The sequence below is a fragment of the Arthrobacter sp. M71 S08 genome, assembly GCF_059089725.1.
In genome coordinates this window covers 151993-177982 of record NZ_JBNHEY010000004.1, presented here as the reverse complement: position 1 = coordinate 177982, position 25990 = coordinate 151993, and the positions used below count along the sequence as shown (strand labels likewise).

General features: G+C 64.3%; 26 protein-coding genes. 9 read left to right on the top strand and 17 right to left on the bottom strand.

Translation table 11 applies throughout. The features are described 5' to 3' along the window. Position 1: 1 nt before the first annotated feature. From folK to dacB, 9 genes are all read right to left on the bottom strand, one after another. Positions 2–496 (bottom strand): 2-amino-4-hydroxy-6-hydroxymethyldihydropteridine diphosphokinase, encoded by a 495-nt coding sequence (folK, locus tag AC5RTB_RS10515; protein ID WP_494061013.1) that lies wholly within the window; start codon positions 494–496, stop codon positions 2–4. Continuing rightward, positions 493–876, bottom strand: coding sequence for a dihydroneopterin aldolase (folB, locus tag AC5RTB_RS10510; RefSeq protein WP_494061012.1), 384 nt, complete (start codon positions 874–876; stop codon positions 493–495). The genes folK and folB overlap by 4 nt, the downstream gene beginning before the upstream one ends. Positions 877–883: 7 nt before the next feature. Further along, complete coding sequence (gene folP / locus AC5RTB_RS10505; protein WP_494061011.1) at positions 884–1789, bottom strand: dihydropteroate synthase; 906 nt, start codon at positions 1787–1789, stop codon at positions 884–886. A 14-nt stretch (positions 1790–1803) separates the two neighbouring features. Next, the gene (gene folE, locus AC5RTB_RS10500; RefSeq protein WP_494061010.1) at positions 1804–2421 is read right to left on the bottom strand and encodes a GTP cyclohydrolase I FolE; all 618 of its coding nucleotides are present in this window, start codon (positions 2419–2421) and stop codon (positions 1804–1806) included. Between the two features lie 52 nt (positions 2422–2473). Then, a complete protein-coding gene (gene ftsH, locus AC5RTB_RS10495; RefSeq protein WP_494061009.1) occupies positions 2474–4564 on the bottom strand; it encodes an ATP-dependent zinc metalloprotease FtsH in 2091 nt (696 codons plus the stop codon). Positions 4565–4741: 177 nt separating this feature from the next. Then, positions 4742–5293 (bottom strand): hypoxanthine phosphoribosyltransferase, encoded by a 552-nt coding sequence (gene hpt, locus AC5RTB_RS10490; RefSeq protein ID WP_490891137.1) that lies wholly within the window; start codon positions 5291–5293, stop codon positions 4742–4744. Between the two features lie 15 nt (positions 5294–5308). Next, on the bottom strand, positions 5309–6325 hold the full coding sequence (gene tilS / locus AC5RTB_RS10485) for a tRNA lysidine(34) synthetase TilS (RefSeq protein WP_494061008.1): 1017 nt from the start codon (positions 6323–6325) through the stop codon (positions 5309–5311). A 32-nt stretch (positions 6326–6357) separates the two neighbouring features. Then, entirely contained in the window at positions 6358–7479 is a 1122-nt protein-coding gene (locus AC5RTB_RS10480; RefSeq protein ID WP_494061007.1) for a zinc-dependent metalloprotease, read from the bottom strand. A 61-nt stretch (positions 7480–7540) separates the two neighbouring features. Then, positions 7541–8968 carry a D-alanyl-D-alanine carboxypeptidase/D-alanyl-D-alanine endopeptidase gene (gene dacB / locus AC5RTB_RS10475; protein WP_494061006.1) on the bottom strand — a complete coding sequence of 476 codons (1428 nt, stop codon included), beginning with the start codon at positions 8966–8968 and terminating at the stop codon, positions 7541–7543. A 216-nt stretch (positions 8969–9184) separates the two neighbouring features. Here dacB and AC5RTB_RS10470 point away from each other — a divergent pair, with 216 nt between their 5' ends. Both AC5RTB_RS10470 and AC5RTB_RS10465 read left to right on the top strand, forming a co-directional pair. Then, entirely contained in the window at positions 9185–9751 is a 567-nt protein-coding gene (locus AC5RTB_RS10470) for an inorganic diphosphatase (protein ID WP_494061182.1), read from the top strand. Between the two features lie 85 nt (positions 9752–9836). Continuing rightward, complete coding sequence (locus AC5RTB_RS10465; protein WP_494061181.1) at positions 9837–10463, top strand: hypothetical protein; 627 nt, start codon at positions 9837–9839, stop codon at positions 10461–10463. Positions 10464–10482: 19 nt separating this feature from the next. On the opposite strand, the gene AC5RTB_RS10460 is transcribed toward AC5RTB_RS10465, so the two are convergent. Then, complete coding sequence (locus AC5RTB_RS10460; protein WP_494061005.1) at positions 10483–11340, bottom strand: HAD family hydrolase; 858 nt, start codon at positions 11338–11340, stop codon at positions 10483–10485. Positions 11341–11455: 115 nt separating this feature from the next. Then, positions 11456–12721, bottom strand: a complete 1266-nt coding sequence (gene serS, locus AC5RTB_RS10455; protein WP_494061004.1) for a serine--tRNA ligase — start codon at positions 12719–12721, stop codon at positions 11456–11458. Positions 12722–12788: 67 nt separating this feature from the next. On the opposite strand from serS, the gene AC5RTB_RS10450 reads away from it, so the two are divergent. Beyond that, entirely contained in the window at positions 12789–13892 is a 1104-nt protein-coding gene (locus tag AC5RTB_RS10450) for a diacylglycerol/lipid kinase family protein (RefSeq protein ID WP_494061003.1), read from the top strand. On the opposite strand, the gene AC5RTB_RS10445 is transcribed toward AC5RTB_RS10450, so the two are convergent. The 4 genes from AC5RTB_RS10445 to AC5RTB_RS10430 all read right to left on the bottom strand — a co-directional run bounded on the left by AC5RTB_RS10445 (position 13889) and on the right by AC5RTB_RS10430 (position 16631). Then, the gene (locus AC5RTB_RS10445) at positions 13889–14272 is read right to left on the bottom strand and encodes a hypothetical protein (protein WP_494061002.1); all 384 of its coding nucleotides are present in this window, start codon (positions 14270–14272) and stop codon (positions 13889–13891) included. The genes AC5RTB_RS10450 and AC5RTB_RS10445 overlap by 4 nt on opposite strands. Positions 14273–14357: 85 nt before the next feature. After that, positions 14358–15329: a DNA topoisomerase IB gene (locus tag AC5RTB_RS10440; RefSeq protein WP_494061001.1), complete on the bottom strand. Its 972-nt coding sequence runs from the start codon at positions 15327–15329 to the stop codon at positions 14358–14360. 31 nt (positions 15330–15360) lie between these two features. Next, positions 15361–16308: a prephenate dehydratase gene (gene pheA / locus AC5RTB_RS10435; RefSeq protein WP_494061000.1), complete on the bottom strand. Its 948-nt coding sequence runs from the start codon at positions 16306–16308 to the stop codon at positions 15361–15363. Then, positions 16305–16631: a rhodanese-like domain-containing protein gene (locus tag AC5RTB_RS10430; RefSeq protein ID WP_494060999.1), complete on the bottom strand. Its 327-nt coding sequence runs from the start codon at positions 16629–16631 to the stop codon at positions 16305–16307. Before AC5RTB_RS10430 ends, pheA begins: the two co-directional genes overlap by 4 nt. A 97-nt stretch (positions 16632–16728) precedes the next feature. On the opposite strand from AC5RTB_RS10430, the gene AC5RTB_RS10425 reads away from it, so the two are divergent. Then, positions 16729–18132 (top strand): amidase, encoded by a 1404-nt coding sequence (locus AC5RTB_RS10425; RefSeq protein WP_494060998.1) that lies wholly within the window; start codon positions 16729–16731, stop codon positions 18130–18132. An 83-nt stretch (positions 18133–18215) separates the two neighbouring features. On the opposite strand, the gene AC5RTB_RS10420 is transcribed toward AC5RTB_RS10425, so the two are convergent. Next, on the bottom strand, positions 18216–18368 hold the full coding sequence (locus AC5RTB_RS10420; RefSeq protein WP_494060997.1) for a hypothetical protein: 153 nt from the start codon (positions 18366–18368) through the stop codon (positions 18216–18218). A 91-nt stretch (positions 18369–18459) separates the two neighbouring features. Continuing rightward, entirely contained in the window at positions 18460–19857 is a 1398-nt protein-coding gene (locus tag AC5RTB_RS10415; protein WP_494060996.1) for a CoA transferase, read from the bottom strand. 131 nt (positions 19858–19988) lie between these two features. Here AC5RTB_RS10415 and pgm point away from each other — a divergent pair, with 131 nt between their 5' ends. From pgm to AC5RTB_RS10390, 5 genes are all read left to right on the top strand, one after another. Then, complete coding sequence (gene pgm / locus AC5RTB_RS10410; protein ID WP_494060995.1) at positions 19989–21620, top strand: phosphoglucomutase (alpha-D-glucose-1,6-bisphosphate-dependent); 1632 nt, start codon at positions 19989–19991, stop codon at positions 21618–21620. 63 nt (positions 21621–21683) lie between these two features. Further along, complete coding sequence (locus AC5RTB_RS10405; protein ID WP_494060994.1) at positions 21684–23012, top strand: uracil-xanthine permease family protein; 1329 nt, start codon at positions 21684–21686, stop codon at positions 23010–23012. A 444-nt stretch (positions 23013–23456) separates the two neighbouring features. Beyond that, positions 23457–24221, top strand: coding sequence for a mechanosensitive ion channel family protein (locus AC5RTB_RS10400; protein ID WP_494060993.1), 765 nt, complete (start codon positions 23457–23459; stop codon positions 24219–24221). Between the two features lie 53 nt (positions 24222–24274). Beyond that, a complete protein-coding gene (locus AC5RTB_RS10395; RefSeq protein WP_494060992.1) occupies positions 24275–25072 on the top strand; it encodes a DUF2382 domain-containing protein in 798 nt (265 codons plus the stop codon). A 100-nt stretch (positions 25073–25172) separates the two neighbouring features. Then, positions 25173–25865, top strand: a complete 693-nt coding sequence (locus AC5RTB_RS10390) for an aspartate/glutamate racemase family protein (protein ID WP_494060991.1) — start codon at positions 25173–25175, stop codon at positions 25863–25865. The last annotated feature ends 125 nt before the right edge of the window (positions 25866–25990 follow it).

The window sequence follows — 25990 nt, the reverse complement described above, 5'->3', positions numbered from 1 at the left end:
TTCAGACCCCCTCGAACGGCACGAGCCCGGGGAGGTCCTCCGCCTGTTGGACGAGCTCGGCGACCGGACGACCGGCAAGAGTTGCCGACCCGTCCATCCAGGCCCAGGGCTGCAGCACAAAGGCGCGCTCAGCTGCGCGTGGATGCGGAAGGGTCAGCGTTTCATCGTCCAACACCAGGTCACCGTACGTGATGATGTCGATATCCAGCGTGCGCGGTCCCCACCGGACGGAGCGAATACGGTGATGCTTGTTCTCGACGGCCTGGCAATGTTCAAGCAGCTCATACGGTCCGAGGTCGGTTTCAATTTCGACCACCATGTTCAGGTAGTCCGGCTGCTCCGGGCCGCCGACTGCCTTGGTCTGCACGATGGGAGATACTTCGCGCAGCCGGACGTTGGGCGAGTCAACGAGGTCGGCGACAGCGAGGGAGAGCGTATCCCGGCTTTCGCCGAGGTTGCTGCCCAGCGCGAGGATAGCGCGCACACTCGGGCTCATGTGCGTGCCCGGTAGATGGAGACGGCGACGTCGCCGAAGGGAACCTCGATGGGCGCCTTGGGCTTGTGCACGGTCACTTCGACGGCATTCACCGGGAAGGACGCAAGAATATGCGCTGCGATGCGCTCCGCGAGCGCCTCGATCAGGTTCAGCGGATCACCCGTGATGAGTTCCATCACCTGCTCGGCGAGCTCGCCGTAATGGGCGGTTTGCTTCAGGTCATCGCTCTGCCCTGCCGGCCGCAGGTCAAGATACAGCACAACGTCGACTATGAACGGCTGACCATCGCGTCGTTCGTGTTCAAAAACCCCGTGGTGCCCGACGGCGGTAATCCCTGTCAGGGAGATTGTGTCCTGCCGCGCGGGGAGGGTGTGTGACATGACCTGCCTACCTGGTCCAGGCTGCGGCGACCTTGACCGCATCCAGGTTCGATGCGACGTCGTGCACGCGGACGCACCATGCGCCGTGGGCAGCAGCGAGGGCGGTGACGGCGACGCTGGCATGTCCGCGTTCGCTGGGACCGGCGGCCTTCCCTGCCGAGCTAAGCAGTGTTCCAAGGAACCTCTTGCGGGAAGCGCCGATCAGGAGACGGTGGCCTAGAACCTCGAAGCGCTGCAGTGAGCGCAGCAGCGCCCAGTTGTGGTCTTCCTTCTTGGCGAACCCGATTCCGGGATCGATGATGATCTGCTCCGGCGATACTCCGGCCGCGTAAAACTTGTCCCGGATGGTGGTGAGCTCCGAGATAACCTCTTCAACGACGTCGTCGTAGCTGGCGAGTGAATCCATGGTCTGGGGATTACCGCGCTGGTGCATGAGGACGTAGTGCACTCCGCGTTCAGCGATCAGCTCCGGCATCTCGGGATCGAAGTCCTGCCCCGAGACGTCATTCACAATGGCGGCACCGGCATCGATTGCCTTCGCCGCAGTGGCGGCGTGCATGGTGTCAACGCTGACCAGCGCGCCGGCTTTCACCAGCGCGGCAACAACGGGAAGGATGCGTTTCTGCTCCTCCTCCACCGTGATGCGGTCGGCGTTCGGACGCGTGGATTCGCCGCCGACGTCTACGATGTCAGCTCCCGCGTAATGCATGCGGAGCCCCTCGGCGATGGCGTCATCCGCCGTGACGAACTTGCCGCCGTCGCTAAAGGAGTCCGGCGTAACGTTCAGGATCCCCATCACCAGCGCCCGGTCGGTAGGCAAATCTGCGAAAGACTTGCGGACCCGGGTTGGCCGCAGGACGGGAATAGGGGATGTTGCCGGTCCGGTCCCTGGGGCTGCCGCGAGTGAATCCATAAAGCTGCTGTGTCCTATCTTCCGAGTATCAGGCTCATGGCCTCGGCGCGCGTGGCGGCTTCCCGCACCTGTCCGCGTACTGCCGAGGTGACGGTTTTCGCTCCCGGCTTGCGGATGCCGCGCATCGACATGCACATGTGCTCGCATTCGATGACCACAATGGCGCCTTTGGGTTGCAGGTGGTCCATCAGCGCATCCACGATCTGCGTAGTAAGGCGTTCCTGGACCTGTGGGCGCCGTGCGAAAATCTCCACCAGCCGCGCCAGCTTGCTCAGGCCAGTGATTTTTCCGTCCTCAGAGGGAATGTACCCGATATGGGCCGTGCCGTGAAACGGGACGAGGTGATGCTCGCACGTGGAGTAGAACGGAATGTCCTTAACAAGGACCAGCTCTTCGTGGTCCAGTTCGAAGGTGGTGGAGAGGACGTCCTTCGGGTCCTGTTGGAGACCGGCGAAGAATTCCGCGTAGGCCCGAGCCACCCGTCTGGGCGTTTCCACCAGGCCGTCTCTGTCAGGATCCTCTCCGATTGCGGCAAGGATCTCGCGAACGGCTCGCTCGATTCTCGGCTGGTCCACCACGGAACCACTGGCTGCCAGAGCGGCCTCAACCATCTCATCATCAAAATCGGTCACGCCAAGAATCCTATCCCGGCCCTTTTAGCCGTCCAGCCAGTCGTTACGGGACTTAACCCGGCCCGTTGGCGCCACGATCTCCGGTGTACCCGGTTGTTCCGCCCTTGTCATCCGGTTCGGTTTCCGGCTGCGGCAGGTTATCACTCGAGACGTCGAAGTCGCTTGGCAGGTTTGCGTCGGCGATCTGGTCCTGGGGCGGAACGCTGTCCGGGTCCGGCTCTCCGGCTGCCTCCGCCTCTTCACGTTCCTTCGGCGTGACCACCGGCGGCAACGAGTGCACGGGCCGGCTGTCCTTCGAAAGCCAGATGCTGCGAGCGTCGCGCTTGCGGATGTCGGCGAAGACCTCCGCGATTTCGGCCTGGTTGAGCGTCTCGCGTTCAAGCAGTTCGAGCGCCAGCCGGTCCAGAACGTCGCGGTTCTCGGTCAGGATTGCGTAAGCCTCGTCATGGGCGTTGTCGACGAGCCGCCGCACTTCCTCATCGACGATGTAGGCGATGTGGTCCGAGTAGTTCCGCTCATGGCTCATATCCCGGCCAAGGAACGGTTCGCCACCGCCCTGCCCCAACTTGACCGCGCCGATGCGCTCGCTCATGCCGTACTGCGTGACCATCTTCCGTGCCGTCGCCGTTGCCTTCTCGATGTCATTGGAAGCACCGGTCGAGGGGTCGTGGAAAACGATCTCCTCAGCCACGCGGCCGCCCATGGCGTACGCGAGCTGGTCGAGCAGTTCGTTGCGGGTGATGGAATATTTATCATCGGCGGGCAACACCATGGTGTAGCCCAGGGCGCGGCCACGCGGGAGGATGGTGACCTTCGTGACCGGATCAGTGTTGCGCAGCGCCGCGGCAACCAGGGCGTGACCACCCTCGTGGTACGCCGTGATCTTCCGCTCCAGCTCCTTCATGACCCGGCTGCGCTTCTGCGGACCGGCAATGACGCGATCGATAGCCTCGTCAAGCGCCCGGTCGTCAATGAGCTGGGCATTGGAGCGTGCCGTGAGCAGTGCGGCCTCATTCAGCACGTTGGCGAGGTCAGCACCGGTGAATCCGGGGGTCTTCTTGGCAACCGACTGGAGGTCGACGCCGGGCGCCATCGGCTTGCCCTGCGCATGGACCTGCAGGATGCGGTGGCGTCCGCCCATGTCCGGTGCCTCGACACCGATCTGGCGGTCAAAGCGTCCGGGACGCAGCAGGGCGGGATCCAGCACGTCCGGACGGTTGGTCGCTGCGATGAGGATGACGTTGGTGTTCGCGTCGAAGCCGTCCATCTCAACCAGGAGCTGGTTCAGGGTCTGCTCGCGCTCGTCATTTCCGCCGCCCACGCCGGCGCCACGGTGGCGTCCGACGGCGTCGATCTCATCGACGAAGATGATCGCCGGAGCGTTGGACTTGGCCTGCTCGAACAGGTCGCGGACTCGCGACGCACCCACACCGACGAACATCTCCACGAAGTCCGAGCCGGAGATGGAGTAGAAGGGCACCCCAGCCTCACCGGCCACGGCTCGGGCGAGGAGTGTCTTACCGGTGCCGGGAGGGCCGTAGAGAAGCACGCCCTTGGGGATCTTGGCGCCGAGAGCCTGGAACTTGGCCGGCTCCTGCAGGAACTCCTTGATCTCATGGAGTTCCTCAACAGCTTCATCGGCACCGGCGACGTCATTAAAGGTCACCTGCGGCATGTCCTTGCTGATGAGTTTTGCCTTGGACTTGCCGAACTGCATCACCTTGGACCCGCCGCCCTGCATCCTGCTGAGCAGGAACCAGAAGATGGCACCGAGGATGAGGATGGGAAGGATCAGGCCAAGGATGCTCGTGAACCAGTTGTTCTCAACCGGCTGGTCGGTGAAGCCTTCGACCTCGGAGCTGTTGATGGCATCGACGATGTCCTCGGCGCGGGCCTCGCTGAAGAAGAAGGAAACGCTGCGGCCGAGCTCTTCGTAGTCCTCGCGCAGTGTGAGGTCGACGCGCTGTTCGCCGTCGTAAATCTTCGCTTGCTCGACCTGATTACCGGAGAGGAGTTCCAAACCGACGTTCGTGTCCACGCGGGCACCGCTGGTGTCGAACACAGAGGGCAGGATGACCATAAGCGCGGCAACCGCCAGCACGATCCAGAATATGGGTCCTCTGAAAAAGTTCTTGAATTTCATTCAACTCAGGGCTGGGTGCCCTGTCCCTCCTGCTTAACTGCCAAATGGTCCTCGTCCGCAACTGCGGATTGCCCACTGCGGTGCGCCCCGAACGTGTGTACCAGCTTTACATTCTCTGCAGAATCCACGCGCACCCGGGGTGGAAAGTTCCCTCTGGGCGTACAGGACGGGGCAGGGTTACTCGTAAACGTGCGGCGCGAGCGTACCGATGAAGTCCAGGTTGCGATACTTCTCCGCGAAGTCCAAGCCGTAGCCCACCACAAACTCGTTCGGGATGTCATAGCCGACGTACTTCACGTCGATGGCGACCTTCGCGGCGTCCGGCTTGCGGAGCAGAGTGCAGATCTCCACCGATGCCGGTCCGCGCGAGAGCAGGTTGGCCTTGAGCCAGGACAGCGTCAGACCCGAATCGATGATGTCCTCCACGATGAGGACGTGCTTGCCCATGAGGTCTGTCTCAAGGTCCTTCAGGATCCGGACGACGCCGGAGGACTGGGTTCCCGAGCCGTAGGAGGATACGGCCATCCAGTCCATAGTGACGTGGGAGTGCAGAGCCCGGGCAAGGTCCGCCATGACCATCACAGCACCCTTGAGCACACCCACGATGAGCACGTCCCGGTCGGCGTAGTCACGATCGATGTCCGCGGCCAGTTCCTGCACCCGTTGCTGGATCTCTTCCTTGGTGTAGAGAACGTGCTTGAGGTCGGACTGGACGTCGTGTGAATCCACCAATTACTCCCGGATTTAGAGGTTTTTTCTAAGGACAAGACTGCCATAGCTTGGGTCACCTTGGGGAACGCGAGGCCTCCTGACCTGCCGGTAGGCGCTCACCTTGCCGCCAAGCTGCACAGGACCCGCCGATCCCCTGCGCCTAAGCAGGTTCTCGGCGGCTAGCAATCGCTCGAAACTGGGCTGCACCCCGCCAAGTTCAACGACGGCGAGCGCCAGGACCCGTTGCCGCAGCGCAGGCGGCAGGGCACGCAGGGCGTCCTCGGACAGGAGGAGGGTGCCGTCGTCGTCCCCGGTGGTATCCGGCTTCCTCCGGAGGCGGCCGTATTCAGCCAGCGCCAGCTCATCCAGGTAGGCGGCGTCCTGGGCGAGGATGCGGGAGGTCCGGTAGAGGGACTCGGCGATGCCGGGGCCGAGGGTGTCCTCAAGGTAGGGCAGCACCTGGGTACGCACGCGGGAACGGGTCAGTGTGGGGTCGGCGTTGGTGGGGTCATGCCACGGGTCAATGCCGGTGACGCTGCAGATTTCTTCGGTCTCGGTGCGCCGCAGGGCAAGGAACGGGCGCAGGTAGAGGCCCCGGCGGAACGGCATGCCGCTGAGTGATCGCGTGCCGGAGCCGCGGGAAAGGCCGAGCAGCACCTGCTCGGCCTGGTCGTCGAGGGTGTGGCCGAGCAGAACGGCGGACGCTCCGTGCTCTGCCGCGGCGGCGTCGAGGGCCTCGTAACGCGCGGTCCTGGCTGCTGCTTCGGGACCCATCCCCGCGGTGGCCACCTCGACCCGGCGCACCTCAACCGGTTCGAGGCCGAGTTTCGACAGCTGCCCGCCGGCCCTTGCCGCCACTTCCGCGCTGTCCGGCTGCAACCCATGGTCGACGACGACGGCACCCACCCGGTGCTGCCCGCTCTGCGCGAAATAGGAGGCGGTCGCAGCCAGTGCGAGGGAATCCGTGCCGCCGCTGCAGGCGACGAGGACGAGCGACCCTTCGGCGACACCTGCTTCCTCCAGCGCAGCGCGGATAAGGTTCCGCGCCATGCCGACAGTGGGACTCAGTCGTGGCCGGCGGCTCACAGACCCATCCGGTTAATCCACTCCTCGGGGGCGTGGATCTCCTTTTCGGTCGGCAGGTTGTCCGCCCGCTCCCATACCCGGTTGAACCCTTCCATGCCGACGGCATCCACCACGGCGCGGACAAAGCGGGCTCCATCGCTGTACTGGCGCATTTTGGCGTCCAGGCCCAGGAGCCGGCGGATGAACTTCTCGACAGGTCCACGGGATTTGCCACGGGCATTGAACCGGCGGCGGATGGTCTTCACGGTGGGCACGACGCTGGAGTCCACGGCGTCCATGACTACATTGGCGTGCCCTTCGAGCAGGCTCATGACGGCGGTGAGGTGGGAGAGCCTGGCCTTGTCCTCGGGCTCCTGAAGCAGCGATAGGATTCCGCCGTCGCCTTCCGGCGCGCCGTCGTCATTCTGTTGCTGGCTGTCCTGCCGGCTCCCCGACGGCAGCGACTTCAGCGCGTTGGCGAGCCGTTCGGCGAGCGTGTCGGCCTTGTCGGCCAGCCCGACTGTGAGCTGGGAAATATGCTCCATCATGTGGTCCCTGAGCCACGGCGCGGCGGCGAACTGCACGCGGTGGGTCTGCTCGTGCAAGCACACCCAGAGCCGGAAATCGGCGGGCTCGACGTTCAGCTCCCGTTCCACGGACACAATGTTGGGCGCCACGAGCATCAGACGCCCTCCCTTCCCGCGGGAGGAGGCAACGAACGGATCGTACTGGCCGAGCACCTTGCTGGCGAGGAAGGCGAGAATAGCGCCCATCTGCGCGCCCGTGACGGTTCCGCCCAGTGCGGCGTTCGCGGCCTTGAGCTGCTCGGCTTTGGTCTCCAGGAGGTGCTCGATTGCCGGTGCCATCAGCGTCTTGAAGCTCTGGGTGTTCGCCTTGGCCCACGAAGCGCGGTCGACGATGATCAGGTCCGAGTCCCGCAGGTCCCGGGCGGCTTCGAGCCCCGTGATCCGGTGTACGTGCTCAACCGAAAGGTCGGCCAGTTCCCGGAGGTTCTCGACGACGTCCCGGACCTCTCCGGCGCTGAGCTTCGGACCCGGGGGCGTCAGTTTCGCGGCGGAACTCGCGGCGAGGTCCCAGTTGACGAGCTGAAAAGGGGCGTTGCTGTCCATGGTGGCCATTCGACCACATTAGTCTGGGAGGCCGCTTGAGGGGCATCCTGCCCGTGCCCGGATTGAGGGGTTACCGGCAGCCGCAGGTGGCAAGGACGGCAGCGGCGGCGTCCACTGCGGCCCGCGCCGGCTCGGTGGTGCCGTCAAGGCCGCTCGCGATGAACGAGAAGACCAGAAGGCGCCCGTCGGCGGAAACCACGTGGCCGCTCAGGGCAGTGACGGCGTTGAGGGTCCCTGTCTTGGCCCGCACCAGTCCGGCTCCGGAAAAGGCGGGCGCCTCGACGTCGTCGAAGCGTTCGGCCAGCGTTCCCGACAGGCTGGCCACGGGCAGGCCATGCAGCACGTGCCTCAGCGAACGGCTGTCGGAGCGGAGCAGCGTGCGGACGACGTCCGCCAGTTGGCGGGGAGCAACGCGGTTGCGTGGCGAAAGGCCCGCAGCGTCACCGAGCACCAGGCCCTCCGTCGGCACCTCAAGCCGGTCGATCACCTCCACGATGGTCTCAAGTCCACCTCCGAACGACGCCGGCCTGCCGCTGGCCTGCGCCGCAAGACGGGCGAGTGCCTCCGCGAGATAGTTGTCGGAGGTCAGGAGCATGTGCTCGACCTGCGCTTCGACTGTGGCTGATTCGACGGAGCCCAGCACCACAGCATTCTCGGCTGCGGGCTGCCGCTCGATGCCCTCCTGCACGTCCACGCCGGCGACGATCAGCGCCTCCCGGAAGGCGGCGGCGGCAGCGAGGGCTGCATCCGGGGCTCTGTCGCCCGACTGCTTCGACTCGTCGACCCAGGCGGAGTTGATGGCGAGGGGGTAGATCGGCGCGATCTCGCCGGCCTCCACATCACCGGGCTGCCAGCTGGCATTCACGACGTCGCCCACGAAGAACGTATCGTCGAGCACGAGGCGGTAGGGGCCGTCGCCGCTGAGTTTTGACGCGGTCTGCTCGGCGAGCGTTGCGAGGCCGGCGTGGCCCACCACACTGTCGGGGTTCGATTCCCCGGAGCCGAGCAGCACGTCCCCTCCTCCGCGCAGCACGAGGAGATCCTCAGCGCCCGTGCCTCCTGCAACGACGGACGTGGTCAGGCGGTGGTCAGGCTCAAGCTTCGCCAACACCGCTGTAGCGGTGAGGATCTTGATGTTCGATGCCGGCAGTTGCGGTTCGCTGCCCCCCTGATCGAAGAGAACCTCTCCGGTCAGTGCATCGAGAACGACGCCGGCCACCGGCGTATCGCCCGGGACCTCCAGTGCCGCGGTGAGCAGCGGAGCGAGTGCCTCCGCCGTGGGCATTGGCGCCTGTGCGCCCAGCTGGCTGACGAGCGCTGGGGCCGATACGTCGTCGGGCGTCTGCTGGATGAGCGGAACCTCCGGCTCGGCGTCCGCGCGGGGAGCGGAGACCAGTTCGGCGACCTGGGGGCCGTAATGGAGGCCGAAAGGAACTGCCAGGACTCCCAGTACAACGGTAAGCAACAGGGCAGTGAAGACCCTGGCGCTGCGCTTCATGTGGCCCTCTCCCCAAAATTCGAATGGCAGGCGCCGGTTCATGAATCGATGATGTCGGCGGCGGCCTATATCTTTAACAGTAGATCGGGGCCGTGGGTGGTGGTCACGCTGGATCGACACGTTTGAGTTACGTTCCAGCGGCGTCGCTGCCGCGCCCGCTGTCCCACCGATGTTCCACCGCTTTCCTACCGCTGACTGCAGGAGTTCCACATGGCCATGAAGCTCGACGTAACCATCGAGATCCCCAAGGGATCACGCGTCAAGTACGAGATTGATCACGAGACCCACCGGCTCCGCCTGGACCGCGTGCTCTTCACTTCGATGCAGTACCCCACGCACTACGGCTACTTCGAGAACACCCTGGGGGAGGACGGCGATCCGCTGGACGCCCTGGTGCTCCTGCAGGACTTCGACCTCATCCCCGGCGTTCTGGTTGAGTCGCGACCGATCGGCGTCTTCAACATGGTCGACGACGGCGGCGGTGACGCAAAGGTGCTGTGCGTCCCCGTTGATGCGCGCTTCGACCACATCCAGGACCTTGGGGACGTGTCCAAGTTCCTGCTGGACGAAATCGAGCACTTCTTCCGCAAGTACAAGGACCTGGAGCCGGGCAAGTGGGTCGAAGCCGCTGACTGGGAGGGCCGAGAGGCTGCAGAGGCCGAGGTCGAGGCATCGCTGAAGCGCTTCGAGGCTCTTGGCGAGGTCAGCGAAGAGGACGAGCCGCAGGGCCGCGCCGTTGACGCGGACGCGGACAACGCCCGGGTTCAGCCCCAGGGTCGCTAGTCCTCGCGAAATACGGCTCAGCGAAGCCTCCGAATCAACGCAAATCGGTTGATTCGGGGGGTTCCTCCGTCATACTGGGGTCATGCTGTTCGTGGTGACCATCAACCAGCGCGACTCCCGCGAGGTGGGCGACCTGGTTCCCGAACTGCTGCGTGAATTCCGGTTCGTCGACGCCGTCGTGCCCTTCCAGCGCTCGGTGGGAGACGAACTGCAGGGCGTCGTCGGCAGTGCCAAGGTGGCCGTGGATGTAGCTCTCAAAGCAATCCGGTTCCGCCGCTGGCATGTCGGAATAGGGGTCGGAGAGGTTCACTCGCCTATCCCCGAGCGGATCACTGACGCTGAAGGTTACGGGCTGGTGTACTCCCGGAGGGCGGTGAATCGGGCCCAGAAAACCGGCGAGCGGATCCCGCTGGCTATCGAGGGACCGGACTCGGAAGTCGCGGCCGAAGCTGAAGCGGTGCTGCGGCTACTGGGGCAAATTGTCTACACGCGAACAGACGCGGAGTGGAACGTGCTTGACCTCATGACGCCCGGGGCTCGGGGGCAGCAGAAACTGATCGCACAGGAACTGGGAATCACAACCCAGGCGGTTAGCAAGGCCGTCATCCGGTCGCACTGGGTGGAAGAGTGGGCTACCCGTCCCGCGGCTGCCCGGCTTCTTGACCTGGCGTACGGGCCGGTGGCGCTGCCGCCGGCCGCGCTGGCGTACTAGAAGCGGCACGGCGGGCGTCCTAACGTTCGTCCTGGGCGCCGCGAGCGAGGGATCTCAGGATCTTGGCTGCGCCGTCGTCGTACACCGACGCGGTCACCTCCGACGCGACGGCGAGAACCTCTTCCGGGGCCTGGCCCATTGCTACGCCGCGTGCCGCCCAGGAAAGCATCTCGATGTCGTTGCGGCCGTCGCCGATGGCAACGGTATCCGACGGGTCGATGCCGACCCTCCTGCGCACCAACTCAAGCGCACTGGCCTTTGTGACACCCGCAGCCGCGATATCCAGCCAGGCCGTCCAGCCCACCGAGTAGGTGACTCCGTGAAGCCCGATCGACTCGACGGCGTCGCCGAATTCCTCCGCCGTGCTGTCGGTGCTGAACACCACCACGCGTACTGCCCGCGCCCGCAGCATGCGCTCGAAGTCCACACTTTCGGCCTCCGCGCCGAAGCTGGCGTCCTGGAACCGTTCCGTGGAAAGGAAGCGGCCCTCGTCGTCTTCAAGGGCGAATTTGGCCGTGGGAAGGCTCTTCCGTAGCGCCACCAGGGCCGGCCGCGGGTCGAATACCACGCGGTTGACTATCTCGTATCCGTCTTCGAACTCATCCACATCGATGCGGAGGGTGACGCCGCCGTTTGAGCATACGGCGTGCCCGCGCGTCAGGCCGATCTTCTGGATGATGGGTAGCGTGGCCCCGAGTGACCTGCCGGTTGCGATCACCGTTTCATGGCCAGCGTCTACGACGGCGCTGGCCGCCGCGCGGACCTCGTCCGACATCTGACCCTCGTGATCCACCAGGGTTCCGTCGACGTCGAGCGCAATGAGTTTTCGTGTTGTCTGCTGCTGGTCCTCGATGCCAGCGTCAAATGTAGTTGTCATCGTTAAAGTGAACCAGAAACCCAGTAAGTGCGGGTAGGTTTTTGGTCACAGCTAGGCCAACGTGAGGTTACGGACGGATGTAGAAACCGCCATGGACTGTCAGGAAACGGCGCACCTATAGCACCGGGAGAACCTCAAGCCCGCCCAGATACGGTCGCAGCGCGGATGGCACGTTCACCGAACCGTCGGGGTTCTGGTGGTGTTCAAGGATGGCCACGATCCACCTCGTCGTCGCGAGGGTTCCGTTCAGCGTCGCGACGGCCCGGGTGGACTTCGCGCCCTCGACGCGTTCACGGATGTTCAAACGCCGCGCCTGGAAGCTGGTGCAGTTCGACGTGGACGTCAGCTCGCGGTACGCGTTTTGCGTGGGCACCCAGGCCTCGCAGTCGAACTTGCGCGCCGCTGACATGCCCAGGTCACCGGCGGCCGTGTCGATCACCCGGTAGGGCAACTCGACCTTCGCCAGCATTTCCTCTTCCCAGGCGAGCATGCGCTCGTGCTCCGCGTGTGATTCCTCCAGCGTGGTGTAGGTGAACATCTCCACCTTGTTGAACTGGTGCACGCGAATGATCCCGCGGGTGTCCTTGCCGTGGGATCCGGCTTCTCTGCGGTAGCAGGACGACCATCCCGCATACCGGAGCGGCCCGGTGGAGAAGTCAAGGATTTCATCAGAGTGGTAGCCGGCGAGCGCAACTTCGGACGTACCGGTCAGGTAGAGGTCGTCCTCGGGGAGGCGATAGATCTCCGCGTCGTGGGCAATATCGAAGCCGGTGCCCTGCATCGTTTCCGGGCGCACCAGCGTGGGTGTGATCATGGGGGTGAACCCGGCTGCAACTGCCTGGTCCATAGCCATGTTCAGGAGAGCGAGCTCAAGGCGCGCGCCCACGCCCTTGAGGAAGTAGAAGCGGGATCCGGACACCTTGGCGCCGCGTTCCATATCGATCGCACCGATGAGCTCGCCGATTTCCAGGTGGTCCCGCGGTTCAAAGTCGAACTGCCGCGGCTCCCCTACCGTCTTGAGGACGACGAAATCGTCTTCGCCGCCGGCCGGCACGCCATCGAGGATGGCGTTGGGCAACTGACGCAACAGGGAGTCAGCCTCTGACTTTGCTTCCTCCGCCTCCGCCGCTGCGGTCTTCACGGATGCGGCCAGGTCCTTGACTTCGGCGAGAAGCGCCTGCTTTTCCTCACCCTGAGCTTTGGCGACCCGCTTACCGAAGGAATTCTGTTCGGCGCGAAGCGACTCTGATCTCGTAACAGCCTCACGACGCCGGTAATCTGCCGCAACGATCGCATCAACCAGAGACTCATCGGCCTTACGGGAACGCTGGGAAAGGCGGAACTTTTCAGGATTGTCGCGGAGTTCATTTACGTCGATCACTCCCCAAGAGTACCGAACCCGACCTCGGCGCCCGCACTCCCGCGCTGAAGGATAGTCTGGGGAAATCATGCCCCTCGAGTGGATTATCGTCGCCCTTGCGGTAATCGCCGCAGCCGCGTCAGCGTTCAGCTGGTGGGGAGTACGAAAGCTGCGCCGCGAACGCTCCCCTCAGTGGGAAGAACCCCGAGCGCCGCTGCAGATAACCGGTGAACGTCAGCGGGTGGCATTGGTCCTGAATCCGGTCAAGATCAACGCTCCACTCGCGCGCGAGCAGGTCGAGCAGGCCTGTTCCGACGCAGGGTGGGACCCTCCCCTCATCCTCGAGACCACCGTGGCAGAGCCGGGTGCCGCCCAGGCGAGGCGGGCGGTCGAGGAAGGCTGCGACGTCGTTATTGCTGCCGGCGGTGACGGCACCGTCCGTGCCGTGGCGGCCGCCCTGGTTCACAGCAATGCTGCTCTCGGACTGCTGCCGCTCGGGACCGGCAACCTGCTTGCGCGTAATCTCGGTATCGCTGTGAATGATGTTCCGCGCAGCGTCCGGCAGGCACTCCACGGTGCCGGCCGAAGGATCGACATGGGCCGGGTTGAGCTACGCAACGAGCGCACCGGTGTCAGCGGTGAACACACGTTCCTTGTGATGGGCGGCGTCGGGCTTGATGCGGTGGTGGTTGCCGCCACCAAGGACACGCTCAAGAGGAAGTTCGGCTGGCTGGCGTACAGCGAGGCGGGTGTGCGAAGCCTGCCCGGCAAGCGGCAACGGATGTCCATCAGCCTCGACGGCGAACCTCCGCAGACGCGCAAGGTCCACAGCGTCCTTTTCGCGAACTGCGCAAGGCTGCCGGGAGGAATTACGTTCATTCCGGACGCCTCGATCGACGACGGCTACCTCGACGTGGTCATCACCAGTCCTCGCAGCATCCTGGGCTGGCTGTGGGTCGCAGCGAAAATTGTCTTCCGCCACCCGGGCCCTATCCCTGTCATCACCTACCACCGGGTGAAGCGGGTTGACGTCGAGGTTTCGGCAGCAACGGGAACACAGCTCGACGGTGATACGTCCGGCGATGTCACGGCGCTCAGTGTCAGCGTGGTCCCGGGTGCGCTGATGGTCCGGGTCCCTGGAAGGGCAACCGGACCATCAGCGGGGATGTTCAGCGATACTGCAGCGAACTAGGGGCGCTGAGTCCCTTCCGCATCTCCGCCCTCCTGGAGAGAAGGCACGGCGTCAGCGTCGGTGTACTCGCCCTCGACTCCTGGATCGACATCCGTGGTGCCGTCGGCGTCGGTGTACTCTCCTTCGTCAGGCTGATCCTGGCCTTCGGTGTAATCACCGGCATCACCGGCACTCTGTGCACCCGTGTATCCACCGCGTGCGCGGCCCGCCGCGAGTCCCTCAGCGTCCTCGTTCTGCGCCTGGCTGTTGATCAGCTGCTGCTCCTCCGCGAAGCGCAGGTCATTGGCCTGGTCTCCAGCGTCGCCGTGCCAGTTTGGGTCCGACGTTGATCCGTCACCCTTATTCGGGTTGACCTCGCTGTTGTGTGGCTGCTCGCTCATGGTGCCTGCCTTTCATCAAGGGTCGCGCCACTGGCCGGACGCTCTCTGTCAGCCTACTTAGCAGTTGAGCCCGAGGAAAGGATTCCTACTCTTTAAGCAGCTCGCGAACAGCCTTCTCCGACGCGGAGTAGCTCGCCACCGGAATGACCTCCCCGGACATGAAGCGATCAACCACACGTGGGTCGACGTAGGAACTGCGGGCAATCGCCGGGGTGTTGCCCAGGTGCTCGGCGACCGATCGCATGGTCGCGGCGACCGCCTTCTGCCGTGCGGTTCGGCTGGTCGCTTTCAGGTCCATTCGGGCAAGCTCCATGGATGCGACGACGGTTGCCTGCCAGGTGCGGAAGTCCTTAGCGGTGAAACCTCCACCCGTTACCTGACGGAGGAACTCGTTGAGTTGCGAAGCATCGATAGAGTGCCAGGATCCGTCGGCCGTCCGGTACGCCAACATGGTCCCCGCTTCCTCCCTGCGCACCATTGGGCGCAGTGCCGCAGCGAGGTCCTGGTCCTCGATGGTGGTGTCCCACTGCTGCCCGCTCTTGCCTGGGAACCGGAGGGTGACCATCGGCCCGCTGATCGAGACGTGGTCCACCCGAAGTGTCGTCACCCCGAACGAACCGTTTTCGGCGGCGTACTGCGCCGAGCCGATACGCAAGGCACCGGTGTCCACAATGCGCAGTGCCGCTGCGAGAGCGCGTTCCTTGCCGCTGCCGTTGCTTCGCAGATGCTGGGTGATGACCCGCCGCGCGCCGGGCAACCTTTCGCCGAACTCCAGCGCGCGGTCGAACTTCTCGCGGTCCTTCTTCTCCCGCCAGACCGGGTGGTAGATGTACTGCCGCCGCCCGGCGTCATCAGTTCCAACTGCCTGTATATGCCCATTGGGGTACGGACTGATCCAGACATCGCGCCAGGCAGGCGGGATCACGAGCTCCCTGATCCGCTCGACCTCGTCCGGTTCCAGCGGCTCGCCGTACTGATTGCGGTAACTGAACCCTTTTCCGTGGCGGCGGCGTGTATAGCCGGGCTTGTTGCTGTCACTGCGTCTCAGTCGCGGCACGCCGCCTCCTCTGGTTACCCGGCAGGAAGAACTAGCCTATGTCCCCGGAGTCCGGCGCGGGGGAATGCATCAGGGAGTCCACCCACTCCTGCGCCGCCCGGAAGGCCTGGTCCGAGGTGTGCCGGGCTACCTCGTATTCGCGCCGGTCGGCACGCGCGTATGAACCAAGGAAGCGCAATCCGGGACTGATCCGGTGCAACCCCTGCAGGGCGTCAGCAACGCGGGCATCCGCAACGTGTCCGTCGGCGTCGATACTGAAGAAATAGTCGCCGAGGAACATGCCGGTCGGGCGGGATTCGATCCTGCTGAGGTTGACCCCCCGCGCCGCGAACTGGTCCAGAATTTCCATCAGGGCGCCGGGATGGTCCTCAGGGAGCGGGATCACCAGCGTGGTCTTGTCAGCACCGGTTCGCTCGGGCAGGGAATCCGGCTTGCTGACCAGGATGAATCGCGTCACTGCATCGCCCACGTCGCCGATGTGCTCGGCGAGTACGCGGAGGCCAAGCCGGTTGGCGACCAGGGGAGAACAGATCGCAGCGTCGTGGCCGGCGCCGTCGTCGAGGAGTTCGTGGGCCGCAGCCGCAGTAGAGGAGGTCGGCACATATTCCGCATCTGGAATATTTCGCTCCGTCCAGCCCCGGCACTGCGCCCAAGCGTGACCATGCGTCCCCACGAACCGGATATCGTTCAGTTCCACGCCGGCGCGCGCGACCAGTACGAAGGAAATAGGGACCAGCACCTCCCGGATGATGCGCAACGGTTCGCCGTTTGCGATCGCATCGAGAGTGGCCGATACGCCGCCCTCGACCGAGTTCTCGATCGGAACCATAGCTGCTTTCACCCGGCCCTCCCGCACCATATTCAGCGCGGCATTCACCGTGGTTGCAGGTACCCGGTCCGCTTGCTCGGCGCCCGGGACCTGGAGAAGGGCAGCCTCAGTGAAAGTTCCCGCCGGACCAAGATATGCGTATGAAGTCATAGGACGCGGGGCTCGGTGTCGGTTTCGGACACCATGGGCTTGGATGCCTCGACCCAGGCATCCATCCCGCCGCTGACGTTCACGGCCGAATATCCGTTCGCCACCAGCCATTCGGCAACGCGGAAGGAGCGGCCACCGGTGCGGCAGATGACGTGCAGGTCCTCATCCGGATCCAGTTCGTCAAGCCGTGCCGGGATCTGGTCCACGGGGATGTGCAGGGCACCCTCGATGTGCCCCGCTTCCCACTCATAGTCTTCGCGCACGTCCAGTACGGCGGTGTCCTCGCGGATCGCCTCAATGGACACGTTTTCACTGTTGCTCATTGCCAGTCCCGTTCATATTCTTCGTCCAATTCCTCCGACTTGAACCAAGCCTATAGTGGGGACCGGACTCAAACCCACCAGTGCGGAAGGCATCCCTATGAGCTCCCTGCATGAGTTGTCTGCGCTCGAACAGCGGGACCTGCTGAGGCGCGGCGAATTGAGCTCGCGGGAGCTCACCGCGCACTACCTGGAGCGCATCGGGATCCGGAATCCGGAGTTGGGAGCCTTCATCACGGTGACCGCCGATGCCGCAATGGCGGACGCGGCGGACGCCGACCAGCGGCACGCGGCAGGCGGAGATCTGCCCATGCTTCACGGGCTGCCCCTGGCGCACAAGGACCTGACCGACGTCATCGGCGTTGTGACCACGCACGGCAGCGCCGCGTTGCAGCATACGGTGGCCGCCGCGGACTCCCCGCTCGTGGCCGTTCTTCGCCGCGCAGGAGCTGTAAGTGTAGGAAAGACCCAGGTACCTGAGTTCGGGCTGAGCTGTTACAGCGAGAACCTGATCGCCCCGCCGTCGCGCAATCCGCTGAACCCCGCACTGAGTTCGGGAGGCTCCTCCGGTGGCAGTGCCGCGGCCGTTGCGGCCGGCCTGATCCCGTTTGCACCGGGTACGGACGGCGGCGGTTCAGTCCGGATACCGGCCGCCGCCACCGGCCTCGTCGGCCTCAAACCGAACCGTGGCCGGGTTCCCTCCGGTTCCGGGCAGGACGACCTCGGCCAGTTTGTGGTCGCCGGTCCGCTCGCGCGGACGACGGCGGACGCCGCCCTGTTGTTCGACGCCATGGTGGACGAGCCGAACTACCACGCAACCAGCGCTGCCGCACACGGGCCTTTCCTCGACGCGGCATTCCGGGCGGAAGGACGGTTCAGGATCGGCGTGAGCACCGCCTCTCCCTTCGCTGAAGCTTTTCCGATCGAGCTCGACGACGACGCGAAGCTGAGCTTCGAGGCGGGTATCCGCGCGCTCACGGCGGTGGGGCACGACGTCGTGGAGGCGGACCTCCGATACGACCCGCGTTACCACGAGGCTTTCCAGTCGGTGTGGACAGCCGGGCTCGCCGTCGCGCGCATTCCGTCCGCCCGGGAAGGGGAGCTCACAACGCTGGCCCTCACCCTGCGGCGCCGCGCGCAACAAAAGTCGGCAACCGAGCTGGCCACCGCCGTCGACATCCTTCGGCAGTTTGAACAGGACACGATCCAGCAATACTCCGCGTTTGACCTCATCGCGACGCCGGCCCTCGGCATGACGCCCCGCCCGATCGGCTGGTACACCGACGCCGGTGCGGACACCGACTACATGCGCCAGTGCCAGTACTCCCCCTACACGTCCATGGTCAACGTGTGCGGCCTGCCTGCCATCTCGGTACCCGTATTCACCACTGCCAGCGGACTCTCCATGAGCATTCAGCTCATTGGCAGGCCCAGCGCCGAGGCTGAGCTTCTCACCGTGTCGGCCCAGCTTGAGGACCACTTCGGACGAAACCTGAGAGGATAACTGCTTGAGCGCACCTTTCGTTCCAGGAACGACGACGGCGCCCTCCTCTCGCGGTGGGCGCCGTAGTTGTCTGGTTGTGTTGGCTAGGAGCCGTCTTCGCTCTTGCCGGTCTCATTCTCCGGCCCGGGCCCGCCGTAGCCGGACTTGTCCAGGGCGTCGGCAGCCTTATCCGCGTCCCGCTCCAATTTCTCGTCGTCTGTTTCGTCGATTTCGTCGCTTGTGGGGTTATCGCTCATGACACAACCTTTCGTTGACGGTTTTTCCAACGTACCGCCCGACAGTCGTGTGCACTAGGGCGGGGCGCCCTCTCAGTTCCGGATCACCTGACTATCGCCAGGCCAAAGCAGCTCCCCCGTAACGCTGTGGAGGATGCGGATATTCAAGTTGCCGTCCGTTGACCAGCAGCGGCGGTGGAACGTAGATCAGCTCTCCATAATCACTGGCCGTCCGCCACAGCATCGGCTCCAGCTCCACCGACCGCGCGTTGTCCGGCGTCGGCATCTGTAGCAGTTCAGCTGCTGTGCGCGCCAGGGAAGGATGCGCGGAACCGCACAGCCCTCGAAGGCGGGCGGAGACGAGGGTGACGGCAGCGGCCGCCATCCCAAGCCCGGTTGCGTAATCGAGCGCCTGAACCGGGAGGGCCCCAGGCTTGAACTCCGGCCCGGAGCCGGTCCCGTAAACATGGGCGATGCCGGTCGCCGCCTGAACGATGCTGTCGAATCCTCTACGGCCAGACCACGGCCCATGTTCTCCCCAGGCGTCGAGGGATACAACGGCGAGCCCAGGGAAGTCCTCCCGCAAGGCTGCGGCGTCCAATCCATACCGGGCGAGCGCCCCTCCGCGGTACGCGCTGAGCACTATGTCCGTCGCGGGCAAGAGGGACCGCAAGCGTGCGAGCTCCTCCGGGTTGTTCAGATCGGCCACTGCACTTCGCTTGGCGAAGCCGGTCTCCACGTGCTGGTGTTCCAGCTCGGGAAACGCGGGCGGGTCCACCCTCAGCACGTCCGCCCCCAGTGCACCGAGGAGTCGGCTCGCCGAGGGTCCGGCGATGACTCGGGTGAGGTCCAGGACGCGAAGGCCTTCCATCAGCCCTCCGTCACCACCGAGGATCCCGGCCGTTGCCCCGCGCGGGAGTTCAGGGCTCGCCGCCACTGAGAGCCCCACCCACGGCTGGCCAGCAACATCTTGCCCGGCCGGGGTCGCAGCCCACTCCTGTGGCGTTCTGACGACCGCTGCCAGTCCTCCTCGAGCGGTCACGGCGTCCTCGATGACGCTGGCCGGCAGGTCCAGCAAGGCGGCGTCGACATCAGCGGCGGTGACCACACCGAGCGCATCCAGGAGTGCACGCTCGTGGTGCGGGTAGTTCCCGTGTATGCGCACCCACCCGTCGGCAGCCCGGCGGAACCCCGAGAGGGGCCCGAATCCCTGGATCGGTAAACCTGCGATTCGGAGGTGAGTGAAGGAATTGAACCAGGCACTGACCCCGGATGACGTGAACGAAACCGCGTGCCGGCCGCCACCCGACGACGAAGCGCCGACGAGCGCCGTGGCGACCGCCTGCATGGACCCGAGCGTGAGTCCCTCCACATCCAGAGGTCCGGCCCACCACCAGCGAGGCCCTGACCACGACGCCGGTTCCGTAGCCTGCGGCAGCAACTCTTCAAGAAACCGCCAAAGCGCAGCGGCCGGGCGCCCGAAAGGATGGTCCCCTGTTTTGCCTGTCATCTCTGCATTATGTGCGTCGCGGAACGAACTTTGAGCCGGAACATCCCGATCCAGTCAGCAGAAATCACTCGGATCGGCGAAACTTCCAGTCATTTCTGCTGACTTGTCAGGCGTGATGGCATGCTGGTCCCATGGCTAATCGAGCAGGCACCGTTGCCCAATCCAGCGACCTTGTTGACGTAAGCGCCCTTCTGGACGCGTATTTCGATTCCAAACCCGACCTTTCGGACCCGGCGCAGCGAGTGGCCTTTGGGACTTCCGGTCACCGCGGATCGTCACTGAAGTCGTCCTTCAACGAAGGCCACATCGCCGCGATCACACAGGCGATCGTCGAGTATCGGGCTGGTCAGGGCATCACCGGACCGCTCTTCATGGGCAAGGACACGCATGCCCTGTCCGAACCCGCACAGAACACCGCCCTCGAAGTACTCGCGGCCAACAACGTGGCGGTGCGGATCGACGCCCGCGGCGCCTACACGCCCACCCCGGCCCTCTCGCACGCCATCCTGGCCTACAACGGTTCACGGACGGACCAGTCCGACGGCATCGTCATCACGCCGTCGCACAATCCCCCTGCTGACGGCGGCTTCAAATACAACCCTCCTCACGGCGGTCCTGCGGACTCTGATGCCACCAACTGGATCGCCGCCCGAGCCAATGAGCTGCTCGAGAACGACCTCCGCGACGTCAAGAGAATCCCCACGGCCCAGGCGCAACAGGCCGATGCCATCAGCACCTACGACTTCCTCCAGCACTACGTCGAAGACCTCCCCAATGTGCTGAACCTCGAGGCCATCCGGGGCGCCGGCGTGCGTATCGGCGCTGACCCGATGGGCGGGGCGTCAGTTGATTACTGGGGTGCTATCGGAGAGCGGCACAACCTCGACCTCACCGTCGTCAACCCCGCCGTCGATCCGCAGTGGGCGTTCATGACGCTGGACTGGGACGAGAAGATCCGGATGGACTGCTCTTCACCGCACGCCATGGCGTCGCTGATTGCACGCGCGGGTGACTACGACATCTCCACCGGAAACGACGCCGATGCGGACCGACACGGCATCGTCACCCCGGATGCCGGCCTGATGAATCCCAACCACTACCTCGCCGTCGCGATCGATTACCTCTACCGGAACCGTCCGCAGTGGCGCTCGGACGCAATGGTGGGCAAGACTCTCGTGTCGTCGTCGATCATTGACCGGGTGGCAACGGACCTTGGCCGGGTGCTGGAAGAAGTTCCCGTCGGCTTCAAGTGGTTCGTGCCCGGGCTCATGTCCGGGCAGGTTGCATTCGGCGGCGAAGAATCCGCCGGGGCGTCCTTCCTCCGGCACGACGGATCCGCCTGGAGCACCGACAAGGACGGCATTCTCCTCGCACTGCTCGCCTCCGAGATCACCGCTGTCTCGGGACGCACGCCGTCCCAACATTACGAGGGTCTCACCCAGCGGTTCGGTGCTCCGGTCTACGCGCGTATAGACGCCGCTGCGACCCGCGAGCAGAAATCGGCACTCGGCAAGCTGTCGCCCTCGGACGTCACAGCCACCACGCTGGCGGGTGAAGATATCACCGCGCGCCTGACGGAAGCGCCCGGCAACGGCGCACCGATCGGCGGACTCAAGGTCACCACCGAGAACGCTTGGTTCGCCGCCCGCCCATCCGGAACCGAGGACGTCTACAAGATCTACGCCGAATCGTTCCTCGGTTCGGAGCACCTGAAGCGTGTGCAGGAAGAAGCAAAAGCCCTGGTGGACGGAGTCATCGCCTAGTCACCTCCCGGTGATTGTCGCGTAGGATTTCCAGAGATCCCCACATCTCCGGAAGGCCGCGCCATGAGCAGAATCGGAACGAACTGGACGCTGCACGGAGACGGGCGGAACGTCCGGCCGGGGCACTTCGTAGCACCGGATGAGAGGCTGAGCTGGCCCCGGACCGTGGGCATTGGTACGCAGCACGTGGTCGCGATGTTCGGCGCCACGTTCCTCGTGCCGCTGTTGACCGGCTTCCCGCCGTCCACCACCCTGCTTTTCTCCGGGCTTGGCACCATGCTCTTCCTCGTCATAACGGCGGGTCGCGTGCCGAGCTACCTGGGATCGAGCTTCGCGTTCATCGCGCCGATTGCGGCTGCCCAAAGCCAGCACGGCCCTGCAGGGGCGCTGGGTGGCGTCGTCATGGCCGGCGCGGTGCTGGCGCTGATCGGCCTGATAGTTCACTCGGCCGGCGCCCGGTGGATCCAGGTCCTGATGCCGCCGATCGTCACCGGTGCGATCGTTGCCCTGATCGGCCTGAACCTCGCCCCGACCGCCAGGTCGAGCTTCGAACAGGCTCCCCTGACGGCGCTCGTTACCGTGGTGTCGATCCTGCTGGTCACGGTGCTCTTCAAGGGAATCCTCGGACGCCTGTCCATCCTTATCGGCGTCCTCGTCGGATACCTCGTGGCAGTCCTGCGGGGCGAAGTGGATTTCACCGCCATCAATGACGCCGCCTGGTTCGGACTGCCGCCGTTCATGGCGCCGGAGTTCCATCTTTCCGTCGTCGGGTTGTTCGTGCCGGTGGTTCTCGTACTGGTGGCGGAGAACATCGGCCATGTGAAGTCAGTTGCTGCCATCACTAACAGGGACCTCGACCCCGTCACAGGGCGCGCCCTCATGGCTGACGGCCTGGCAACGGTCCTGGCAGGTTCCGGCGGAGGCTCCGGTACAACGACCTATGCCGAGAACATCGGCGTTATGGCCGCCTCCCGGGTTTACTCGACCGCCGCCTACTGGGTGGCCGCAGTGATCGCTGTTCTACTCAGCCTCTTCCCGAAATTTGGTGCATTGATCGCTACGGTTCCCGCAGGAGTGCTGGGCGGAGCCGGCGTCGTGCTCTATGGCATGATCGGCATCCTCGGGGTGCGTATCTGGGTGCAGAACAGGGTTGATTTTTCGAACCCGATCAACCTCTCGACAGCGGGAGTCGCCCTTGTGGTGGGCATCGCGAACTTCACCTGGACCGTTGGCGCCCTGACCTTCGAGGGCATTGCCCTGGGCACGGCCGCGGCGCTCATAATCTTCCACGGGATGAGTGGAATTGCGCGGGTTCGCGGCAGCGAGTATGTTGCCGGGCCGGATGAGCTTGAGGCCGAAGACCACGGAAGCCGCCCATCAAAGCTCGGGTAAATTACGTACCCATCCTCCACGCTGACTGCGCCGAACAACCGGTGACGAGCCCCTTTGCGGGGAGAGAACCGACGGCCAGAACATGTGTTGGCACACTACTCACTCTGGCCGCCGGCTCCGGTCGGAACACCATATCGCCGCGGCTCCGCATCCTTACGGATGCGCAATCAGCGTCGCGGCTGGTTCCCCCCTGCCTATCGAACGCGGGTAGCCGGCAGCAACACCTGTTCCGGTGATGAGCAACATAACCGGCTAGCTGCTGAACCGGACCATGACCGCTCGTAACCATTCGAGCACTACCGGGGCAGCGTGTAAACCAATCATTTAGGACGGCTCGCTAGTAATAAGCATGCTTCCTATTCGAACGGGTTTGTGGTTAAGGTAAGTGCACCAACTCGGCGAGGGGCACAACGCTCGCTAAAGCTCATCACCTCGGAGGCATAGATGGAAGAAACCATAAGAAGTGGCCTAGCCACCGTCGTCGAATTCGTTCCAAAATTGCTGCTGTTCCTGGTCATCCTGATTGTCGGGCTGATCATCGCGAAAGCAATCTCGAAGGCGCTGTCCAAGCTTCTGGAGCGGGTTGGCTTCGATCGCGCGGTAGAGCGCGGCGGAGTGAAGAAAGCGTTGGCGAAGTCATCTCTTGACGCGAGCGACATCATCGCGAAAATCCTCTACTACACCCTCGTCCTCTTCGTGCTGCAGTTCGCCTTCGGAGTCTTTGGACCTAACCCGGTCAGCGATCTCCTGCGCGGCATCATCGCATTCCTGCCGAAGATCATCGTCGCGATCCTCATCGTGATCATCGCCGCAGCAATCGCAGCAGCGGTCAAGAGCCTGATCCAGAACGCCCTCGGCGGTCTTTCCTATGGCAAGATCCTCGCCAACATCGCGAGCATCTTCATCCTCGGCATCGGCATCATTGCAGCCCTCAACCAGGTGGAAATCGCCACTACTGTTACCACCCCGATCCTGATTGCCGTGCTCTCAGCGATCGTCGGAGTCATCATCGTTGGCGTTGGCGGCGGACTGATCAAGCCTATGTCCCAGCGCTGGGAGACCTACCTCAACAAAGCAGAAGAGGAAGCTCCCCGGGTCAAGGCCGAAGCACAAAACTCACCTTCCGCCTCACAACAGCTCAAGGGTGCTGCTGAGCAGGCTAAGGCAAAGACCAAATCAACCGAGTCGTCCGGCGCACACCGCGTCTGAGCCAGGCACTCCCATCCCAGTACGAATGCAACACAACTGATAAGGAGAACACCATGATTTCCCAGGACAACATTTCCCAGATCCTCGAATCCGGCGGCAAAGTCATCGATAACGACGGCGACAAGGTCGGCTCGGTCGGCCAGATTTACGTCGACGATCACACCGGCAACCCCAGCTGGGTCACCGTCAACACTGGGCTCTTCGGTTCGAACGAGTCCTTTGCACCCCTTGAGGGCGCATCGCTTGAGGGCAACGACGTGCGCGTCGGATACTCCAAGGCCAAGATCAAGGACGCACCCAACGTCGCCCCTGACGGTCACCTGAGCGAGCAGGAAGAGGCGGAGCTCTACCGCTACTACGGCCTCTCGACCGGCGGCTACGACGCCGACACCACCGATTACACCACCGGAACCACCGGTAACTACGAATCGGACCGCGCCACCGTCGGCCATGACACCTCCGGCCCGACCACGGACGATGCAATGACCCGCTCGGAAGAGCAGCTCCGCGTAGGCACCGAGCGCCGTGAAGCCGGACGTGCCCAACTGCGCAAGTTCGTCGTCACCGAGAATGTCACCAAGACGGTCCCGGTCCAGCGCGAAGAGGTCCGCATCGAGCGTGAACCGATCACCGACGCAAACCGTGATGACGCCCTCGCCGGCCCCGCCATCAGCGAGGAAGAGCACGAGGTCGTCCTCCACGAGGAGCGCCCGGTTGTGGAGAAGGAAGCTGTCCCGGTCGAGCGGGTCCGCCTGGACAAGGAGACCGTCACCGAGCAGCAGACCGTCACCGAGGAAGTCCGCAAGGAGCAGATCGACACTGATGACGTCGATGGCGTCCGCGGACGCTAACTAGCAACTCCCGCTGCATCCGGCCCATCTCCCCTCGCGGGAGGTGGGCCGTTTGTGTTGGTTACAGACACCGGTTCCGCAGGGCTGTCATGATGGGGCCATGTTGCGCATTGGCATGCTGGGAGGCATGAGCTGGGAGAGCACCGCCGAGTATTACCGCCTGGTCAATGAGATGGTCAGGGACCGTCTCGGTGGCCTCCACTCAGCGGACTGCCTGCTTAGGTCTGTCGACTTCGCTCCGATCGAGGAACTGCAGACCCGAGGTGCGTGGGAGGAAGCCGGTGCCGCGCTGGCTTCCGCCGCCGTCGAGCTCGAACGCGGCGGTGCCGAGCTTCTCGTGCTGTGCACCAACACCATGCATAAGGTGGCGCCGGCGATTGAGCAATCCGTAAGTATCCCATTCATCAACCTCATCGACGCGACGGCCGCCGCGGTAACGGCCGCCGGCATGACGACGGTGGGCCTGCTCGGGACGGCTTTCACCATGGAGCAGGACTTCTACCGCGACGGACTGGCCTCTCACGGGTTGAAGGTGTTCATCCCGAATGCCGAAGACCGCGCCACAGTTCACCGGGTCATCTACGAAGAACTGTGCCTCGGTATCGTCTCTGACGATTCTCGGAAGGAGTATCAGCGCATCATCTCCGAACTTGCATCCCGCGGCGCAGAGGGCGTCATCCTCGGCTGCACGGAGATCGAGTTGTTGATCGCGCAGTCGGATGCAGAAATCCCCCTCTATGCCACCACGTCCATCCACGCGCGGGCAGCGGTTGACGCTGCCCTTGCTGGGTGAGGGCCAGTATGTTCCCCGCGTGCCGGTTTGCCCGGGTTCTCCGGGGAGGCACCGCCGTGGAATCAACAACCGCCGCGCTCACCCGGCACAAACCCAGACACAACAGGCCGGAAGTCGGGCAAACC

Bases quoted from the DNA above. Each gene is read 5' to 3' on its own strand.
- pheA (WP_494061000.1), bottom strand. From the start codon at position 16,308: ATGACTTCATACGCATATCTTGGTCCGGCGGGAACTTTCACTGAGGCT.
- pgm (WP_494060995.1), top strand. From the start codon at position 19,989: ATGGCTAATCGAGCAGGCACCGTTGCCCAATCCAGCGACCTTGTTGAC.
- AC5RTB_RS10445 (WP_494061002.1), bottom strand. From the start codon at position 14,272: ATGAGCGAGCAGCCACACAACAGCGAGGTCAACCCGAATAAGGGTGAC.
- folK (WP_494061013.1), bottom strand. From the start codon at position 496: ATGAGCCCGAGTGTGCGCGCTATCCTCGCGCTGGGCAGCAACCTCGGC.
- AC5RTB_RS10450 (WP_494061003.1), top strand. From the start codon at position 12,789: ATGCCCCTCGAGTGGATTATCGTCGCCCTTGCGGTAATCGCCGCAGCC.
- AC5RTB_RS10415 (WP_494060996.1), bottom strand. From the start codon at position 19,857: ATGACAGGCAAAACAGGGGACCATCCTTTCGGGCGCCCGGCCGCTGCG.
- AC5RTB_RS10430 (WP_494060999.1), bottom strand. From the start codon at position 16,631: ATGAGCAACAGTGAAAACGTGTCCATTGAGGCGATCCGCGAGGACACC.
- AC5RTB_RS10400 (WP_494060993.1), top strand. From the start codon at position 23,457: ATGGAAGAAACCATAAGAAGTGGCCTAGCCACCGTCGTCGAATTCGTT.
- dacB (WP_494061006.1), bottom strand. From the start codon at position 8,968: ATGAAGCGCAGCGCCAGGGTCTTCACTGCCCTGTTGCTTACCGTTGTA.
- folP (WP_494061011.1), bottom strand. From the start codon at position 1,789: ATGGATTCACTCGCGGCAGCCCCAGGGACCGGACCGGCAACATCCCCT.
- AC5RTB_RS10460 (WP_494061005.1), bottom strand. From the start codon at position 11,340: ATGACAACTACATTTGACGCTGGCATCGAGGACCAGCAGCAGACAACA.
- AC5RTB_RS10425 (WP_494060998.1), top strand. From the start codon at position 16,729: ATGAGCTCCCTGCATGAGTTGTCTGCGCTCGAACAGCGGGACCTGCTG.
- ftsH (WP_494061009.1), bottom strand. From the start codon at position 4,564: ATGAAATTCAAGAACTTTTTCAGAGGACCCATATTCTGGATCGTGCTG.
- AC5RTB_RS10395 (WP_494060992.1), top strand. From the start codon at position 24,275: ATGATTTCCCAGGACAACATTTCCCAGATCCTCGAATCCGGCGGCAAA.
- AC5RTB_RS10405 (WP_494060994.1), top strand. From the start codon at position 21,684: ATGAGCAGAATCGGAACGAACTGGACGCTGCACGGAGACGGGCGGAAC.
- AC5RTB_RS10470 (WP_494061182.1), top strand. From the start codon at position 9,185: ATGAAGCTCGACGTAACCATCGAGATCCCCAAGGGATCACGCGTCAAG.
- AC5RTB_RS10480 (WP_494061007.1), bottom strand. From the start codon at position 7,479: ATGGCCACCATGGACAGCAACGCCCCTTTTCAGCTCGTCAACTGGGAC.
- AC5RTB_RS10390 (WP_494060991.1), top strand. From the start codon at position 25,173: ATGTTGCGCATTGGCATGCTGGGAGGCATGAGCTGGGAGAGCACCGCC.
- tilS (WP_494061008.1), bottom strand. From the start codon at position 6,325: ATGGCGCGGAACCTTATCCGCGCTGCGCTGGAGGAAGCAGGTGTCGCC.
- folB (WP_494061012.1), bottom strand. From the start codon at position 876: ATGTCACACACCCTCCCCGCGCGGCAGGACACAATCTCCCTGACAGGG.
- AC5RTB_RS10420 (WP_494060997.1), bottom strand. From the start codon at position 18,368: ATGAGCGATAACCCCACAAGCGACGAAATCGACGAAACAGACGACGAG.